14 protein-coding genes are annotated in these 18,305 nt (G+C 46.4%); 5 read left to right on the top strand and 9 right to left on the bottom strand.

From position 1 onward, the window contains the following. Positions 1-124: 124 nt before the first annotated feature. Entirely contained in the window at positions 125-1,153 is a 1,029-nt protein-coding gene (locus H6A34_RS06275) for a YeiH family protein (RefSeq protein ID WP_205104221.1), read from the bottom strand. A gap of 776 nt (positions 1,154-1,929) precedes the next feature. On the opposite strand from H6A34_RS06275, the gene H6A34_RS06270 reads away from it, so the two are divergent. The 3 genes from H6A34_RS06270 (at position 1,930) to H6A34_RS06260 (ending at position 5,419) form a co-directional block, all read left to right on the top strand. Further along, positions 1,930-3,099, top strand: a complete 1,170-nt coding sequence (locus H6A34_RS06270; protein ID WP_205104219.1) for a DUF418 domain-containing protein — start codon at positions 1,930-1,932, stop codon at positions 3,097-3,099. A gap of 217 nt (positions 3,100-3,316) precedes the next feature. After that, positions 3,317-3,598, top strand: a complete 282-nt coding sequence (locus tag H6A34_RS06265) for an HU family DNA-binding protein (protein ID WP_021949205.1) — start codon at positions 3,317-3,319, stop codon at positions 3,596-3,598. A 246-nt stretch (positions 3,599-3,844) separates the two neighbouring features. Continuing rightward, a complete protein-coding gene (locus tag H6A34_RS06260; RefSeq protein ID WP_021949206.1) occupies positions 3,845-5,419 on the top strand; it encodes an Rne/Rng family ribonuclease in 1,575 nt (524 codons plus the stop codon). A 123-nt stretch (positions 5,420-5,542) separates the two neighbouring features. Here the strand turns inward: H6A34_RS06260 and H6A34_RS06255 are convergent, their stop codons facing one another. The 8 genes from H6A34_RS06255 to aspS form a co-directional block, all read right to left on the bottom strand. Further along, positions 5,543-6,643 (bottom strand): GDP-L-fucose synthase family protein, encoded by a 1,101-nt coding sequence (locus H6A34_RS06255; protein WP_205104217.1) that lies wholly within the window; start codon positions 6,641-6,643, stop codon positions 5,543-5,545. A 2-nt stretch (positions 6,644-6,645) separates the two neighbouring features. Next, positions 6,646-7,731, bottom strand: coding sequence for a GDP-mannose 4,6-dehydratase (gene gmd, locus H6A34_RS06250; protein WP_021949209.1), 1,086 nt, complete (start codon positions 7,729-7,731; stop codon positions 6,646-6,648). Between the two features lie 33 nt (positions 7,732-7,764). After that, on the bottom strand, positions 7,765-8,835 hold the full coding sequence (locus tag H6A34_RS06245) for a mannose-1-phosphate guanylyltransferase (RefSeq protein ID WP_021949210.1): 1,071 nt from the start codon (positions 8,833-8,835) through the stop codon (positions 7,765-7,767). 161 nt (positions 8,836-8,996) lie between these two features. Beyond that, the gene (xylA, locus tag H6A34_RS06240) at positions 8,997-10,316 is read right to left on the bottom strand and encodes a xylose isomerase (protein WP_205104224.1); all 1,320 of its coding nucleotides are present in this window, start codon (positions 10,314-10,316) and stop codon (positions 8,997-8,999) included. Between the two features lie 58 nt (positions 10,317-10,374). Then, positions 10,375-11,874 carry a xylulokinase gene (locus tag H6A34_RS06235; protein ID WP_205104215.1) on the bottom strand — a complete coding sequence of 500 codons (1,500 nt, stop codon included), beginning with the start codon at positions 11,872-11,874 and terminating at the stop codon, positions 10,375-10,377. Positions 11,875-11,951: 77 nt separating this feature from the next. Beyond that, entirely contained in the window at positions 11,952-12,281 is a 330-nt protein-coding gene (locus H6A34_RS06230) for a hypothetical protein (protein ID WP_205104213.1), read from the bottom strand. Between the two features lie 65 nt (positions 12,282-12,346). Then, positions 12,347-12,643 carry a winged helix-turn-helix domain-containing protein gene (locus H6A34_RS06225; protein WP_021949214.1) on the bottom strand — a complete coding sequence of 99 codons (297 nt, stop codon included), beginning with the start codon at positions 12,641-12,643 and terminating at the stop codon, positions 12,347-12,349. A 145-nt stretch (positions 12,644-12,788) separates the two neighbouring features. Further along, positions 12,789-14,555 (bottom strand): aspartate--tRNA ligase, encoded by a 1,767-nt coding sequence (gene aspS, locus H6A34_RS06220; protein WP_205104211.1) that lies wholly within the window; start codon positions 14,553-14,555, stop codon positions 12,789-12,791. Positions 14,556-15,426: 871 nt separating this feature from the next. On the opposite strand from aspS, the gene lysS reads away from it, so the two are divergent. Further along, positions 15,427-17,163 (top strand): lysine--tRNA ligase, encoded by a 1,737-nt coding sequence (gene lysS / locus H6A34_RS06215; RefSeq protein ID WP_205104209.1) that lies wholly within the window; start codon positions 15,427-15,429, stop codon positions 17,161-17,163. Positions 17,164-17,288: 125 nt separating this feature from the next. Then, entirely contained in the window at positions 17,289-18,284 is a 996-nt protein-coding gene (locus tag H6A34_RS06210) for an NAD(P)H-dependent glycerol-3-phosphate dehydrogenase (RefSeq protein WP_021949217.1), read from the top strand. The last annotated feature ends 21 nt before the right edge of the window (positions 18,285-18,305 follow it).

The following is an 18,305-nucleotide window of genomic DNA, read 5'->3' as shown; positions in this document are numbered from 1 at the left end:
AAAAGGTGAAAAAGTGAAAAGGTAAAAGGGTGAAAAGGTGGAGACATTGAATTAATACAAAGTCTATTAATAAACAATGTTATTCACCTTTTCACCCTTTTACCTTTTCACTTTTTCACCTTTTTTATATCATCGGCACAAGCCATTTGGCCATACAATATCCGCCGCCGATAAGCCAGGCGAAAAGAATAAAGGCAAGAAGAAACGGCTTAAAGCCGGCCTTCTTGAACTTGTCAATGCTCGTCTCGGCGCCGAGGGCAGTCATTGCCATCGTCAGAAAGAACGTGTCGAAAGTGTTGATGAAATCGACAACAGCCGCTGGCAGAAGGTCGAGCGAATTGAATCCGATAACAACGAGGAAGAGTATTGCGAACCAGGGCAGAGAGATTTTGCCGCGTCCCCCACTATCGCCGTTCCTCATGGCGGCACGCATAACGCTGTAACTTATTATGAGCAGAACGGGCACGAGCATCATCACGCGTATCATCTTGACGATTATGGCCGAGTCGGACACCTCCTTGCCCATAGCGTTGCCCGCTCCCACAACGTGCGCCACCTCGTGTATCGTCGAACCGGCGAACACGCCCATGGCCTTCGGGTCGAGGTCGAACACGCCGTTACGGTAAAGTATCGGATAAAGGAACATGGCCAACGTACCGAAAATCACCACCGTCGACACGGCTACCGCCGTCTTGTAAGGCTTTACCTTGATGGCCGACTCAGTGCCGAGTACCGCCGCAGCGCCGCATATCGCGCTGCCCACAGAGGTAAGAAGGGTTATACCACGGTCCATCTTGAGCAACCGTCCTATCAATATTCCGCCGCAAATAGTCACGGCAACGACGATTGCGTCAACAACGATGGCCGCCAGACCTACGTCAAGGACATTCTGGAACGTCAGCCGGAAACCATAAAGAATGATTCCGATACGCAGCACCCGCTTCGAGCAAAACTGTATGCCCGGCACCCACGTATCGGGCAGGTTGTTGCGCAAGCTATTGGCATACAACATGCCAAGCACAATCCCGACAATCATCGGACTGAGCGAAAGGCTCTTCACAAAGCCCATATCGCCGATATAAAACGCAGCGCACGAGAACAGCGCTATCAACAACACACCGTGGAGCATACTGCTCCGCTTTTCTGTCAACATACAAATATATTATATTGGTTAAACGTATTTTGAGCGTGCAAAGATACGCAATTTATCGGTAAGTAGGAGCAACATTGACGTTTTAAACCAATAAAGCACAGACGTTATTTATACGATGGCGCAGCATGAGCTCCCGAGAAAGCGCAAACGCAGGGCCTGGTCATGACAAAATACACTTTGCCGTCATTTCAGGCTCTAAGCTTACAACATGATTTTCCTTGGCGCACGAGAAGGCCTCCATTCCAAAACAAACGCCCTAAGGAAGAATATAAGGCAAAAATAAGCGTGCAACCATAACCTACTGTCACTTAACGGTTTATGGACACAACCCGCTAAAATGTGCAATAAAATCAGCTTTCAAAGCATGTTATAACACAGAAAACACGGCTTAAAACAGCCTGAAACGCCACGTTTCAACCGTCCGCAACACGGCTTGTGGCGGCGATAAGGCCCGCGAAAGACGGCCTTTAGCAACGCAATAAGCCATAAACCGGACAGCAAAACACCGTAAAACGCAACAATAACCGGCTCCAGACAAGCAGCAACAATCCTGTTCCGCACAAAAAGACGGACAACAACGGAATGACAAAAAGCAATCACACGGCACGACATACAAACAATATGACACCAAGCACGACTACAAGCCAAGCTCTCCATCAGCCGCAAAGCAGCTTATTTTCACAATGATGATAATTGTTTATGAGTTAATTTTTTTATTTTTGCATGCCCAAAAGTCATTTAAAGAAAAACTTAAAACCATAATAAAAACACGAATCATGACCTACCAACCATCAACCAAGCCCAATACCCGTGTAGACGTTGCCGACCTGCTGAGAGCCATAGCCGTAGCAGGCATTATCATCCTGCATTTTATCGAACACCTTAACTTCTACAATTTTCCTCCACTGACAAGTGCCGATAAAGCCCTGTGGGACACGGCGTTCTTCGTCCTGTCAAACAAGATGTACGCAATATTCGCAATGCTTTTCGGCCTTACGCTGTTCATCCAACACGACAACCAGGCACAGCGCGGCTACGACTTCAGGGCACGTTTCGCGTGGCGCATGGTGCTGCTGATGATGTTCGGCCTGCTCGACCTGCTGTTCTTCAACGGCGACATACTGACCGTGTACGCCGTAGGCGGACTTATCGTGCTGCCGTTCGTCAGGTCAAGCAACCGCACCATAGCCATCATCGCGATAATACTTGCGCTGCAGCCAATAGAGCTAATATACCTGATCGGAAGCATGTTCAACCCAGGACTGCAACCACTCAACCTCGGCACAAACGAAATGTTCGCGGCCATAATGCCGGCGCAAGAGAACGGCTCATGGCTCGACGTAGCAATAGCCGGTATACGCTACGGATTCCCCGTAAACTTCACGTGGGCCATCGAACACGGCCGCTTTACCCAAACCCTGTTCCTGTTCATGCTCGGCATATTGGTAGGCCGTCACCGCCTGCTCTACGACGAAGGCAACAACCATATAATATGGAAACGCACGATGATATGGTCGGCCGTGGCATTCGCCGTGCTCTGCCCCCTGTACTTCACTATACCGAGCCTGTTCACGGCCGAATGCGCCCATGCCTCAATAAAGGTAATGCTCGACATGTGGAAGAACCTGGCGATGATGCTGTTCTACGTAAGCGGACTCACCCTGCTGTACCATCGCACAAGGATGAAAAAACCGCTCTCCACGCTGTTGCCCTACGGAAAAATGAGCCTGACCAACTATATCAGCCAGTCTGTAGTAGGCGGATTCATATTCTACCATTGGGGTCTTGGCCTATATTCAGTAAGCGGACACGTGCTAAGTTTCATCATCTCAATAATATTCATCTTCCTGCAATACAACTTCTGCAAACTGTGGTTGCGCAACCATAAACGCGGCCCGCTCGAGCAATTGTGGCACAATGCCACATGGCTAAAAAGCGGCAAATAAACATCAAGCGCCACGCCACGCCGCTAAAGACGCGATAACACGCAACATTGACAGCCATATGCCAACGACGACGTAACTACGTGATTCATAGGCATTTTTAGGCTCCAAATTATCAAAAAAAGCAAAATATATTTCCGTATCACGACAAAAAGCAGTATATTTGCAAGCTCAAAAACGGATGCAGAAGAAACAATAACAGTAAATACACATATATAATATGACTAAAGCAGATATAATAGAAGAAATCGTGAGCACTACCGGAATCACGAAAAAGGACGTTTCAGCGACAGTTGAGGCGTTTATGGAAGTTATAAAGAACAGCCTGCTGGAAAAGAAAGAAAATGTGTACCTGCGCGGTTTCGGTAGCTTCGTAGTGAAACACAGGGCCAAGAAAACGGCACGCGACATATCAAAGAACCTCACCATAGAAATCAAGGAGCACGACTTCCCCAGCTTCAAGCCGGCAAAAAGTTTCGTAGCCAAGATGAAAGGCGAGTAACCGGGATTTTCATTAATATCACATAACTTTTAAAACTTATAAACTATGCCAAACGGTAAAAAGAAAAAGGGCCACAAGATGGCAACACACAAGCGTAAGAAAAGATTAAGAAAGAACAGGCACAAGAGCAAGTAAGCATTAGCCTGAAGTCTGGCAGCCCAGACTGCAAGGGCATGCCGGCATGCTTGCGACAAGAAATGCCGGCATGCCTTGTTCTTTGACAAAACTAAGTTCAAACAATCGGAAATGACCAGCGAAGTAGTAATTGACGTCCAACAGAAAGAGATCTCGATTGCCCTGCTGGAAGACAAGAATCTGGTAGAGTATCAGACCGAGCAGCGCTCGGCATCTTTCTCGGTTGGCAACATCTACATGGCAAAAGTAAAAAAACTAATGCCGGGGCTCAATGCCTGCTTTGTGGATGTGGGGTTCGAACGCGACGCCTTTCTGCATTATCTTGACTTGGGAAGTCAATTCAGCTCTTACGAAAAGTACCTGAAACAGGTTCAGAGCGACAGGAAGAAACTTTATCCTTTCTCAAAAGCCACACGCCTGCCCGACCTAAAGAAGGACGGCAGCATACAGAACACACTGCACGTGGGACAGGAAGTGATGGTGCAAATAGTAAAGGAACCTATTTCGACAAAAGGACCGCGACTCACGGGAGAACTGAGTTTTGCGGGACGATACTTGGTTCTAATACCTTTCAACGATAAAGTTTCGGTTTCTTCAAAAATCAAAAGCGGCGAGGAGCGCGCACGGTTAAAGCAACTGATAAACAGCATAAAGCCGAAAAACTTTGGCATAATCGTGCGCACCGTGGCTGAAGGCAAACGGGTGGCAGAGCTCGACACCGAACTGAAAATCCTTTTGAAGCGTTGGGAGGATGCCATCACCAAAGTACAGAAAACGGAAAAACGGCCTCAACTCGTTTATGAGGAAACAAGCAGGGTCGTAGCCTTATTGCGCGACCTGTTCAATCCGTCATACGAAAACATATACGTAAACGACGAAGAGGTATACAAGGAAGTGAAACACTATGTCACGTTAATCGCGCCTGAAAAGGCCGGCATAGTGAAGATGTACACGGGAAACGTGCCTATTTTTGATAATTTTAATATCACCAAGCAGATAAAATCAAGCTTCGGTAAAATCGTAAACTACAAGCATGGCGCCTACCTCATCATCGAACATACAGAGGCGCTACACGTTGTAGACGTAAACAGCGGCAACCGCACACGCTCGGCTAACGGCCAAGAAGCCAATGCACTTGACGTGAACCTCGGGGCCGCGGACGAATTGGCACGGCAACTGCGCTTAAGGGACATGGGAGGTATCATCGTCGTAGACTTCATCGACATGAACCTCGCCGAAGACAGACAGATGTTATACGAGCGCATGTGCAAGAATATGCAAAAGGACCGTGCACGGCACAACATTCTGCCACTAAGCAAATTCGGACTGATGCAAATAACAAGACAGAGAGTCCGGCCCGCAATAGACGTAAATGTTGAAGAAACCTGCCCAACCTGCTTCGGAACCGGGAAAATAAAGTCAAGTATCCTTTTCGTAGACCAGTTGGAGAGAAAGATTGACCGATTAGTCAACAAGATAGGCGTAAAGAAATTCTATCTGCACGTACACCCCTACGTAGCCGCCTACATAAACCAAGGGCTCATAAGCCTGAAGAGAAAATGGCAAGTCAGATACGGACGTGGAGTGCACATTGTTCCTTCACAGAAAATGGCATTCTTGCAATATGAATTCTATGACAGCGAGAAGCATTTTATCGACATGAAGGAAGAGATCGAAACTAAATAAACAGCAAGGGGATGAACTGAATGTTCATCCCCTTGCTGTTTATTTTAAGGTTTAGAAGCCAAAAATCAAGACAATATCCACCATAAATACCATCCTGTCTTAACTCCATCCTTTATTTCTAATTCAATTTGTCTGATGATTGATACAAATTCCGAGTTTATACCATTCATAAAGCCTATGCACACCCTCGTCAATCTCGACCTTATGATGCCACCCGAGGTTATTGAGCTTTGTCACGTCGGTAAGCTTGCGTGGAGTACCGTCGGGTTTTGATGTATCCCATCTCAGTTCTCCCTTGAAGCCAACTTCCCTAACAACCTTCTCTGCCAGCTCTTTTATGCTTAACTCCTTGCCTGTACCCACATTTATATGACAGTTTCTTACCTCCTTGTCACCATGGGCATAAGTGTCCTTGAAGTCAACGTTAAGTAGAACATGGACGCTTGCGTCTGCCATCTCCTCGCTCCACAGGAACTCACGCATAGGCTTTCCGGTACCCCATAAAGTCACAGCCTCCGGGGTTATACCGAATTTAGAAAGTTCGGCAAGAATCTCATCGTCGGTATTTGAACCGTCGACGCCTTCAACAGGACGCAAGTTAATATCCTTACGAACCGCATCCCAATCACATTCATTCAGGCATTTTGCCAGATGCACCTTACGTATCATAGCAGGCAAAACATGGCTGTTTTCAAGATGGAAGTTATCGTTCGGGCCATAAAGATTGGTCGGCATAACGGCTATATAGTTGCACCCGTATTGCAAACTGAAACTCTCACACATCTTCAACCCGGCAATCTTAGCTATTGCATACGGCTCGTTAGTATACTCAAGTTCCGAAGTAAGTAACGATTCCTCCTTCATAGGCTGTGGCGCCATGCGTGGATAAATGCACGTACTGCCTAAAAACAACAATTTCTTGACATTGTGGCGAAAGCTCTCGCCTATCACGTTCTGTTGTATCTGAAGATTCTGGTAAATGAAATCTGCCCTGTAATTCAGGTTTGCCATAATTCCGCCGACATGGGCTGCGGCAAGCACAACTGCGTCAGGCTGCTCATCATCAAAAAAATTCCTTACTGCAATAGGGTCAAGCAAGTCAAGTTCTTTATGGCTGCGGCCAACCAGATTGTTATAACCACGAGATTTCAGGTTATTCCAAATTGCCGAACCCACAAGTCCGTGGTGTCCGGCAACATATATTTTTGAATTTTTGTCTAACATGATTATTCTGCCATTTGGGCCTTGATATAAAGTTTCTTGACAAACTTCATGTCATGCTCTACCATAATTCTGATCAAATCATTAAACGATGTCTTTGTCGGATTCCATCCCAATACCTTCTTAGCCTTTGCGGGATTACCCAACAGCTGATCGACCTCGCATGGACGGAAATACTTTGGATCCACCTCAACGAGCACCTTACCGGTATTTACATCTATACCTTTCTCATTGACGCCTTCGCCTTCCCAACGGAGCTCCACTCCGGCAGCCTTAAACGCCAATGTACAGAATTCACGCACCGTATGCATCTCTCCGGTAGCAATAACGAAATCCTCAGGCTCTGGCTGCTGAAGTATAAGCCACATGCACTCAACATAATCACGTGCATATCCCCAGTCACGGCGAGCATCAAGATTACCAAGATAAAGCTTGTCCTGATAACCCTGTACAATACGGCATGCCGCAAGGGTTATCTTACGGGTGACGAAGTTCTCTCCCCTTCGCTCACTCTCATGATTGAACAATATTCCATTACAACAGAACATTCCGTAACTTTCACGATAGTTTTTCATTATCCAAAAGCCGTAGAGCTTTGCAACTGAATATGGAGAACGTGGATAAAAAGGTGTCGTCTCGCTTTGTGGAACCTCCTGCACTTTACCGTACAACTCTGAAGTAGAGGCTTGGTATATGCGACAAGTTTTCTCAAGACCACAGATACGCACAGCCTCAAGCAGACGCAATACACCTACAGCATCTGTGTCTGCGGTATATTCGGGTACGTCAAAAGAAACTTTTACATGGCTTTGGGCCGCAAGATTATAAATCTCGGTAGGCTTGGTTTCACCTATAATTCGAATCAATGACGAAGAGTCCGTCATATCTGCCCAATGCAGATTGACCAAACGTGATTTCTTCATGTCCCTCACCCACTCATCCAGATACAGATGTTCTATTCTGCCTGTATTGAACGATGATGAGCGGCGTAACAATCCATGTACCTCATAACCTTTCTCAATAAGGAACTCAGCCAGGTAAGAACCATCCTGACCTGTAATACCAGTAATTAATGCAACGTTTTTTTTCATTTTCCTACCAAATATAAGTTTTAAAATGTTGGTTTATATATCTCCTTCCGAGAATTGCTTTATGCGCTGTTCCTCTGAAAGCTTGCATATAAGCAATTTATCATTTTTCTCTGCGACAATATATCCATCAAGACCTTGCACTACAACTTTCTTTTTGTCCAAAGTATGGATAATGCAATTATGGGTATCATACAATGACACATTATCGCCAATCACTCCATTACCATAAAGGTCTTTCTTGGTCTGTGCCAATAATGAACCCCATGTACCCAAATCGCTCCATCCGAAATCAGCCGGACATACAAATATCTCTTCAGCTTTTTCCATAATAGCATAATCTACTGAGATATTCTCGCACTCAGGAAATCTCTTATCTATTTCATCCTGCTCTTTCGATGTTCCGTACAACGGCAACATGCTTTCGAAAATCCTACTCATAGAAGGCTGGTAAATTCTGAACGCATTTACAATCGTATTTACATTCCAGATAAAAATACCGGCATTCCAAAAATAGCTCTTATTCTTGATGTATTTCGTAGCTGTATCATAATCTGGCTTTTCCCTGAACGAATCCACACGGTATATTTCCTTGTTACGTGGTGAACTTGACGACAAGTCCGCTTGAATATATCCGTATCCTGTCTCCGGACGGGTCGGCTTCATGCCAAGTGTTATTATTGCATCTGTCTCGCTTGCAAAGTTAAGGCATTGCTTTACTACACGGCGGAACTCTTCAGCGTTCATCACGATATGGTCACTTGGCGATACCACAATGTTCGCATTACGGTCTTTAGCCTTTATCCTCCAACTTACGTATGCGATACATGGAGCGGTATTACGCCTGCATGGCTCACAAAGAATATTGCCTTGCGGAATTTCGGGTAGCTGCTCACTAACCAAATCTTTATAGGCAGCACTTGTTACCACCCATACATTCTCAGGAACACAAACACCTTCGAATCTGTCGAAAGTTAATTGTAATAAAGAACGACCCGTGCCTAATACGTCTATAAACTGTTTAGGTTTTGATGTTGTGCTCATTGGCCAGAAGCGGCTTCCTACGCCACCGGCCATTATGACTAAATGATTGTTTGAATAAGCCATAAATTTAAAACTAATATAAAAACAGAGACAAAGTTAGTAAAAAAAGAATACTTTATGAAACAAAATACAAAAAAAGGCGGAATTTTTTATTCCGCCTTTAATAATAGCCTATTGTCAACATTGTTGGCAATCATGACATTATGAAACGTAAATTTGGCAAATTATTTGCAATACCAGCTTACAATAGTTTCATATAACTCTTGTTTGCCTGAAGTTTGTTTCGGTTCGCCTACTGTCTTTGCATAAGCAACTACATCTTCAAGTGAAAGTTTGCCTTCCTCAAACTCCTTGCCTTTACCTGAATCAAATGAAGCATAACGCTCCTTAACCATATTGCAGATAGGCGACTTCTCAATCAAGTTAGCTGCATTTTCCAAAGCACGTGCCATTGCATCCATGCCACTGATATGAGCAATGAAGATGTCCTCAAGATCTGTTGAGTTACGGCGAATCTTTGCGTCAAAGTTAGAACCACCATTTCCGAGGCCACCGTTACGTATTATCTGCATCATAGCCTGGGTCAGTTCCCAATTATCAATCGGGAATTGGTCTGTATCCCATCCGTTCTGGTAATCACCACGGTTGGCGTCAATGCTTCCAAGCATTCCGTTGTCAACAGCAACAGCCAATTCATGTTCGAATGTATGGCCTGCAAGAGTTGCATGGTTAACCTCAATGTTTACCTTGAAGTCTTTTTCCAGTCCATGAGCACGGAGGAATCCGATAACCGTTTCAGTGTCAACATCATACTGATGCTTTGTCGGCTCCATTGGTTTAGGCTCGATAAGGAATGTTCCGGTAAAGCCTTTAGAACGAGCGTAATCACGTGCCGCCTTCAGCATTGTTGCCAGATGTTCCTTCTCGCGCTGCATCTGTGTATTAAGAAGACTCATGTAACCCTCACGGCCGCCCCAGAACACATAATTTGCTCCACCGAGCTTGATCGTTGCATCGATAGCGTTCTTTATCTGGACTGCAGCACGCGCAACAACGTCGAAATCAGGATTTGTTGCAGCTCCGTTCATGTAGCGCTTGTTTCCGAACACATTAGCGGTACCCCACAAGTTCTTGATATTCGTACCCTTCATCTTCTCGAGAGCATAATCTGTGATAGCGTTCATGCGTGCCTCATACTCTTCAATTGTGTCGCCTTCATCAACAAGGTCAACATCATGGAAGCAGAAATATTCTATTCCGAGTTTTTCCATAATCTCGAAACCTGCATCCATTTTGTCCTTGGCACGCTCAACTGCATCAGCCTTCTCATCCCAAGGATATACACGGGTACCGCCTCCAAACTGGTCACCGCTTGCTGCGCCAAGTGTATGCCACCATGCCATCGCGAACTTCAACCAGTCTTTCATTTTCTTACCCATTATAACTTTTTCAGCATCATAATAGTGAAAAGCTAACGGATTTGTGCTGTCGGCACCTTCATACTTGATTTTTCCAATCTGCGGAAAATACTCTTTAGCCATAATAGTTGATGTTTATAGGTTATTAATATTATAAAGTAAAAGTTAGTTTTCTATATGTAAATCACTTATCGACAGAATTTTGCAGCGTTTCTTTCCATAACGAGTAAGCCTCAAGGTATTCATTACGCCTGTTTTCGTCAGGTTCGATAACAGCAAGTTTCTTCAACGTCGCGAAAGCCTCGTTATTGTCCTTGTATATGCCACAACCGATACCTGCTCCCTTAGCCGCGCCTACACTTCCGTCCGTCTCATATAGCTCTATTGTTGCGCCGCTTACGCCAGCAAGTGTATTACGGAAAATGTCGCTAAGGAACATATTAGCCTTACCGGCATGTATCTTTCTGATATCCATGCCCATCTGCTGCATTATCTCCATACCGTAACAGAAGCTGAACACAATGCCCTCCTGAGCCGCACGCATTATGTGTGCCTTGCCATGCTTGTTGAAGTTTACGCCATGTATCGAGCATCCTATCTCCTTATTCTCAAGCACACGTTCAGCACCGTTACCGAACGGGATTATCGTCACTCCATCACTACCGATGGGAACAGAAGCCATCATTTCGTTCATCTCCGAATAAGAAATTCCCTCCGGGGCTACCGTTCTACGTACCCATGCGTTCAATATGCCCGTTCCGTTTATGCATAACAGCACACCGAGACGGTCTGTATCCTTTGTGTAATTTACATGGGCGAATGTGTTTACACGGCTGCGCTTATCATAATTGACGTCACCCAACACACCGTAAACCACACCTGACGTTCCTGCCGTAGAGGCTATCTCGCCCGGATTGAACACATTAAGGCTTAATGCATTATTCGGCTGGTCACCGGCCCTATAACTTATCGGCGTTCCCTCTTTCAACCCGAGTTCAGCCGCAGCCTCGGCGCTTACTTCGCCTTGAACACTGAAGGTCGGCACTACATCGGCGATGACATCCTTGCTGAATCCATAGTAATCGAGCAGGAAACCCGCCGTATCCTTTGCCTTGAAATCCCAGAACATACCTTCGCTAAGACCGCTTATCGTTGTATTGACGGTACCGCTCAACTTCATGGCTATATAGTCTCCGGGAAGCATGATTTTATATATCTTGTCGAACAAATCCGGCTCGTTATCCTTCACCCACGCTAATTTAGCGGCCGTAAAGTTGCCCGGAGAATTAAGCAAATGACCAAGACACATGTCTGCCCCCAGCTCATGAAAAGCTTTTTCACCATATGGCACAGCCCTTGAGTCACACCATATTATTGACGGACGCAATACCTGCAAGTCCTTGTCTACGCACACCAAACCGTGCATCTGGTATGAAATGCCTATAGCCTTTATGTCGTCACCTTTTACCGAGGCGTCCGCCATTACTTTTTTCAGACTCAACTTAGCATTATCCCACCACATTTGCGGATCCTGCTCAGCCCATCCAGCCTTGACGGCTATGATAGGAGCCTCTTTTTCCGGATAGAATGCGGAAGCCACGCATACGCCGCTGTCTGCATCAACGATTGATGCCTTTACCGACGAGCTGCCCACATCAAAACCTAACAAATATCTTCCTGACATAAAATAATGTTTTTATTAGAATACGTATGGAAAAGCGGTTTCCCTACTTTTCAGCAGCTTGTTTTTTCTTAAAATTCTTAAAATAAGGACAAAGATTTGTCTTCGCAAGTCTTTTCCGCCTCATTTGTTTCCTTCACTTCATCCTTGAAGTCAAAATATAATTGACGGGAAGTGTTGAATAGGTTAATTCGGTAAACGCCACGAACGTCAGTCCGTTCTATAATTGAGTCGGCCGTCCTGCTGTTCCTCTTGAGGAATGCTGCCACACACCTGTGTATTTCATCATAAGATACTGACTCGAAGAAGTTGGTGTGGTTGTTGAATACGTGACGGGCTATCTTCTGTACGCTCAAGCCCTTTGTGCCGGCCTCATTAAGAATAAAAAGAATCTCGCGGTCGTAATTCATAGAATTAGAATAAAGAAGGACCGGTATTATATTCCGCCGGCCCTTCCCAATATCGGTTCAACAGATTAGGCCAATGTTATCTTGTTGTCTTCGGCCTTAATCTTTCCCTCCTTGAAGAGCCAGCCCATACCGAGCAGAGCCTCTTCTTTTTCAATTTTTGCAGCCTTGGCGATTTCGTCAACGCTAAGAGCCTTTTCAGCTGTGGCCAGAGCCTGGTAAACGTCACCTGCCTTAAAACCTACAGTTTCTGCATTGATTTCAAAAACTACTTTCTTTGCAGTACTTCTCCTTGGTGCTGCCTTCTTTTCAGTCGCAGCCTTGGCGGTTGCGGTTTTCCTTACGGTCTCTTTCTTTTCTGTCATAATCCAAGTAAAAAATCACATTAAAGATTACACTTTAAAACAACATTTTTGTGTCATTTTCGCTGCAAATATAATGTTTTTCTTCTAATTGGAGACACTTTTTCCTGATTAATGTACGGGAAATATGCCTTTTTCTTGACAAAAACTATTTTTCTTGATTTAAGTCAAGCTTTATCTGTAATTCATCAAGTTGTTTCTGGTCAAGGAACGACGGTGCATCAAGCATTACGTCACGCCCGCTGTTATTTTTCGGGAATGCGATGCAGTCACGGATACTGTCAAGCCCCGCCATTATCGACACAAAGCGGTCAAGGCCGAACGCAAGTCCTGCGTGAGGAGGCGCTCCATACTTGAACGCGTTGATAAGGAATCCGAACTGGGCCATTGCACGCTCTGGCGTAAAGCCAAGGATGTTGAACATCTTTTCCTGCAACTTACCGTCATGTATACGCAGGCTTCCGCCGCCAACCTCGATACCATTACATACAAAATCGTATGCCTTTGCACGTACCCTTTCGGGATGTTCCTCAAGCAACGGTATGTCATCAGGGTTAGGCATTGTGAACGGGTGGTGAGTGGACATCAGTCGCTGTTCCTCATCGCTCCACTCAAACAGCGGGAAGTCTATGATCCACAGACACTCAAACTTGTCCTTGTCACGCAATCCGAGCCTGTCGCCCATCTCAAGGCGCAGTGTGCACAGCTGCACTCGTGTCTTGTTTGCGCTGGCACCACTCATAATCAACAGCAAGTCGCCATTACCGGCACCGGTCTTTTCCTTAAGCCGCTGCATAACCTCGGGACTGTAGAACTTATCTATGCTACTCTTTATGGTTCCGTCTTCATTGAACTTTACCCAAACCAGCCCCTTGGCTCCCACCTGCGGACGCTTTACGAAGTCTGTCAGATGGTCAAGCTGTTTCCTTGTATAGTTGGCACAACCAGGTACACATATTCCGCCTATATATTCGGCCTCGTTGAACACGCCGAACTCTCCCGTACCTTTTAACACGTCCATCAGCTCGATAAACTCCATACCGAACCTCAAGTCGGGCTTGTCGCTACCGAAACGGCGCATTGCCTCAGCCCACGTCATCTGCTGGAGCTTAGCCGGAAGCTCTACGCCGCGAACTTCCTTGAACAAATGGCGGGCCATATCCTCGAACAGGTTGATTACATCGTCCTGGTCGACAAATGACATCTCACAGTCTATTTGGGTAAACTCAGGCTGGCGGTCGGCACGCAAATCCTCGTCACGGAAGCACTTGGCTATCTGGAAATAGCGGTCAAAACCACTGACCATCAGCAATTGTTTCAGCGTTTGAGGACTTTGCGGAAGAGCATAAAACTGCCCTGGATTCATACGTGAAGGCACGACAAAATCACGTGCGCCCTCAGGCGTACTACCTATTAATATAGGTGTCTCCACCTCGATAAAGTCTTTCGAGTCGAGGAAGTTACGTATCAGAATTGTCATACGGTGACGCAGCTCAAGATTCTTCCTCACGCAAGGACGGCGCAAGTCGAGATAGCGGTATTTCATCCTTATGTCGTCACCGCCGTCGGTATTATCCTCTATTGTAAACGGAGGGGTTATACTCTCACTCAGCACGTTAAGCTTGCCGACGATTATCTCTATGTCGCCGGTAGGCAGGTTGGCGTTCTTGCTCTGGCGCTCGCTTACGGTTCCTTCCACCTGTATGCAATACTCACGCCCCAACTTGTTAGCTGCCGCGCACAGCTCGGCGTCGTCATTCTCGTTGAATACCAACTGGGTTATGCCGTAACGGTCACGAAGGTCGACAAAAGTCATACCGCCCATCTTGCGGCTACGCTGCACCCATCCGGCAAGTGTAACCTGCTTGCCAGCGTCGCTAAGGCGCAGCTCTCCACACGTATTTGTTCTATACATAAGAAAAACTCAATTACTTATTTTGAAATGCAAAATTACAAAATTTACGTTAACAAGCAAAATTTAAAAGTTAAAATAACTCGTCTTCTACTTTCACACGACACGCAAGGAGTACAGCAATCCCGACCTTCACACACGCTATATTGTACACGTTTAGCGGACAGACACATGCTTGCCTGCTGATGACATTCTGTATACAGAAAGGCACAATACAGCTACATTCTGATTTGCGTCAACGCGTCATAATTGCCGTATTTTACATTTTCACGTAAGCGGCGGCAAATATCGCATAAAAACGTGTGCAAAATGAACCATCTGAGTACATGCGACTTACGTCACAAGGGTACATAAGTGTGCATTATACGGCCAAACACATTGGGCTGAAAAGCCGTCGTTAGCAATGTTGTTGACGGCCTTTAGCACTGCTAAAAGCCTTCGACGGCAAGGCAAAACATGTCCTTCCACGCCATGATTGGCCATGTTTTACAGGCTTGAATCCCATCATGCTATACCCGTTCGGAGCTTTTTCGGACGCACAATAGCGGTTGAAGGCGCACAAATGATCCTGTTTCTTACTTTTTGCCGTGCATTTTCGAAATGACATTATGCTATCTTAATTGCCCTGATGGATGTCAGCATGGCATTTGCCAGAATCCGTTTCACTACATATAACATTATTTTGCAGCACGGTTTACTCTACCCGCCAAAAATACATAAATATTTATCGAACATTCGTTTATCTCGACGATTATTTGTATTTTTGCAGGGACTAAGCTGCGCTGGGAATGCCGCACACGGCACACCTGCCGCTTTCGGCACAGAAGTTATTGCTGCGCAGCGTTTTTGCGCGAAAATAGAATATTGTCTAAGTATGAACGTTTTAGAACTAAGTGAACAGGAAATTGGCAGACGCCAAAGTCTTCAGGAATTGCGCGATATGGGCATTGACCCGTATCCTGCCGCAGAGTATCCCACTAACGCTTTCTCTACCGACATCAAGGCGGAATTCACCGACGACGAGCCACGCCGCGAGGTGTGCATCGCCGGACGCATGATGAGCCGACGGATTATGGGTAAGGCGGCTTTTGCCGAACTGCAAGACTCTAAAGGTAGAATACAGGTATATATCACCCGTGACGACATCTGTCCGGATGAGAACAAGGACTTATATAATAAGGTATTCAAGAAGTTGCTCGACATCGGTGACTTCATCGGTGTAAAGGGCTTTGTGTTCCGTACACAGACAGGCGAGATAAGCGTGCACGCACAGAGCCTCACGCTGCTGTCGAAGAGCCTCAAGCCGCTGCCGATAGTCAAGTACAAGGACGGAGTAGCGTACGACAAGTTTGACGATCCCGAACTGCGTTACCGACAGAGGTACGTCGACTTGGTGGTGAACGACGGCGTAAAGGACACTTTCATGCAACGTGCCACGGTAATAAGGACTATACGCCGCGTTCTCGACGACGCCGGATATACCGAGGTGGAAACCCCTACCCTGCAGACTATAGCCGGCGGCGCAAGCGCAAGGCCGTTCATTACGCACTTCAATGCCCTTGACACCGACATGTATATGCGCATAGCCACTGAGCTTTACCTCAAGCGTCTTATCGTGGGCGGATTCGAAGGTGTGTATGAAATCGGCAAGAACTTCCGTAACGAAGGCATGGACCGCAACCATAACCCGGAGTTTACCTGCATGGAACTGTACGTTCAATACAAAGACTATAACTGGATGATGTCGTTCACGGAGAAACTGCTCGAGACCGTGTGCATCGCCGTAAACGGCAAGCCCGAACGCGAGATTGACGGCAACATCGTAAGTTTCAAGGCCCCTTACCGCCGTCTGCCGATATTGGACGCGATAAAGGAGAAGACGGGCTACGACCTCAACGGTATGGACGAAGCACAAATTCGTGAGGTATGCAAGAAGCTCAATATGGAGATAGACGACACTATGGGCAAAGGTAAGCTCATAGACGAGATATTCGGAGAGTTCTGTGAGGGCACATTCATACAGCCGACGTTCATCACTGACTATCCCGTGGAGATGTCACCGCTGACAAAAATGCACCGCTCAAAACCTGGACTGACCGAGAGATTCGAGCTTATGGTCAACGGCAAGGAGCTTGCCAACGCATATTCAGAGCTTAACGACCCTATCGACCAGGAAGAACGCTTCAAGGAGCAAATGCGACTGGCGGACAAGGGCGACGACGAGGCGATGATAATAGACCAGGACTTCCTGCGCGCATTGCAGTACGGCATGCCGCCGACAAGCGGCATTGGCATAGGTATTGACCGCCTTGTAATGCTCATGACTGGCAAGACATATATACAGGAAGTGCTCTTCTTCCCGCAAATGCGTCCCGAGAAAAAGGCTCCTAAGAGCAGTGTACAAGAATGGGCGGCAATCGGAGTGCCAGAAGAATGGGTACCCGTACTGAACAAATGTGGTTATTACCTCGTGTCAGACATAAAGGACGTTAACCCGCAAAAGCTACAAATGGACGTATGCGGAGTGAACAAAAAATATAAATTAGGCTACGACAACCCGAAAGTTGAAGTGTTTGCCGAATGGATAGAAAAGTCAATGCATAATTCATAATGCACAATCCACAACCGGGACGGGCTACAATTGTCCCGCGCCCGATTATGGACGGGAATGGAAAATCAGCTCACCTTATGGAGAGCCGGTTATGAATTATGAGTCGTGAATTATGATTTAAAGAAATGTTCGATTGCGGAAGAATAGCCATAATAGGCGGCGGCAGCTGGGCTACGGCCATTGCCAAAATAGTAGTGGCGCATACCCATCATATCGGATGGTACATGCGCCGCGACGACCGCATTGAAGACTTCAAGCGGCTGGGGCACAACCCGGCATATCTTACGAGTGTGCGCTTCAACATGGAGGAAATCACCTTCGCCAGCGACATCAACAAAATAGTGCAGGCGTATGATACGCTTATATTCGTAACCCCGTCAGCATATATCAAGAACCACTTGAAAAAGCTGAAGACGCGCATAAAAGACAAGTTCGTGGTAACGGCCATAAAAGGCATAGTACCTGACGACAACCTTATCTGCTCGGAGTATTTCCACCAGGTTTACGACATCCCTTACGAAAACCTTGCATGCCTTGGAGGACCGTCACACGCTGAGGAAGTGGCGTTGGAACGCCTATCCTACCTCACCGTAGCGTGCAGCGACAGGGACAAGGCCCGAGCTTTCTCGGATGTTCTGGCATGCGACTATATCAAGACAAAAATCAGTTCGGACGTAGTGGGAATAGAATACGCCTCGGTATTGAAGAACGTATATGCCATAGCTGCCGGCATTTGCAACGGGCTGAAGTACGGCGACAACTTCATGGCTGTGCTTATGGCAAATGCGGTGCAGGAAATGTCGCGCTTCCTCACGTCGGTGTATCCGCTCGACAGGAACATTACCGACTCGGTGTATCTCGGCGACCTGCTCGTTACTGGATACTCTAACTTCTCGCGCAACCGCACCTTCGGAACGATGATAGGCAAGGGCTACAGTATCAAGAGCGCGCAGATAGAGATGGAGATGATAGCGGAAGGATATTTCGGCACGAAGTGCATGAAGGAAATCAACAGGCACAGCCATGTCAACATGCCTATCCTTGACGCTGTGTACAACATCCTGTATGAGCGCATTTCGCCACAAATCGAGATTAAGTTACTAACCGATTCTTTCAGATGAAAAGAATCATAACACCTTACA

It is taken from the genome of Marseilla massiliensis (genome assembly GCF_016899855.1).
Lineage (GTDB): Bacteria > Bacteroidota > Bacteroidia > Bacteroidales > Bacteroidaceae > Prevotella.
This window is presented reverse-complemented; position numbering and strand designations above follow the sequence as displayed.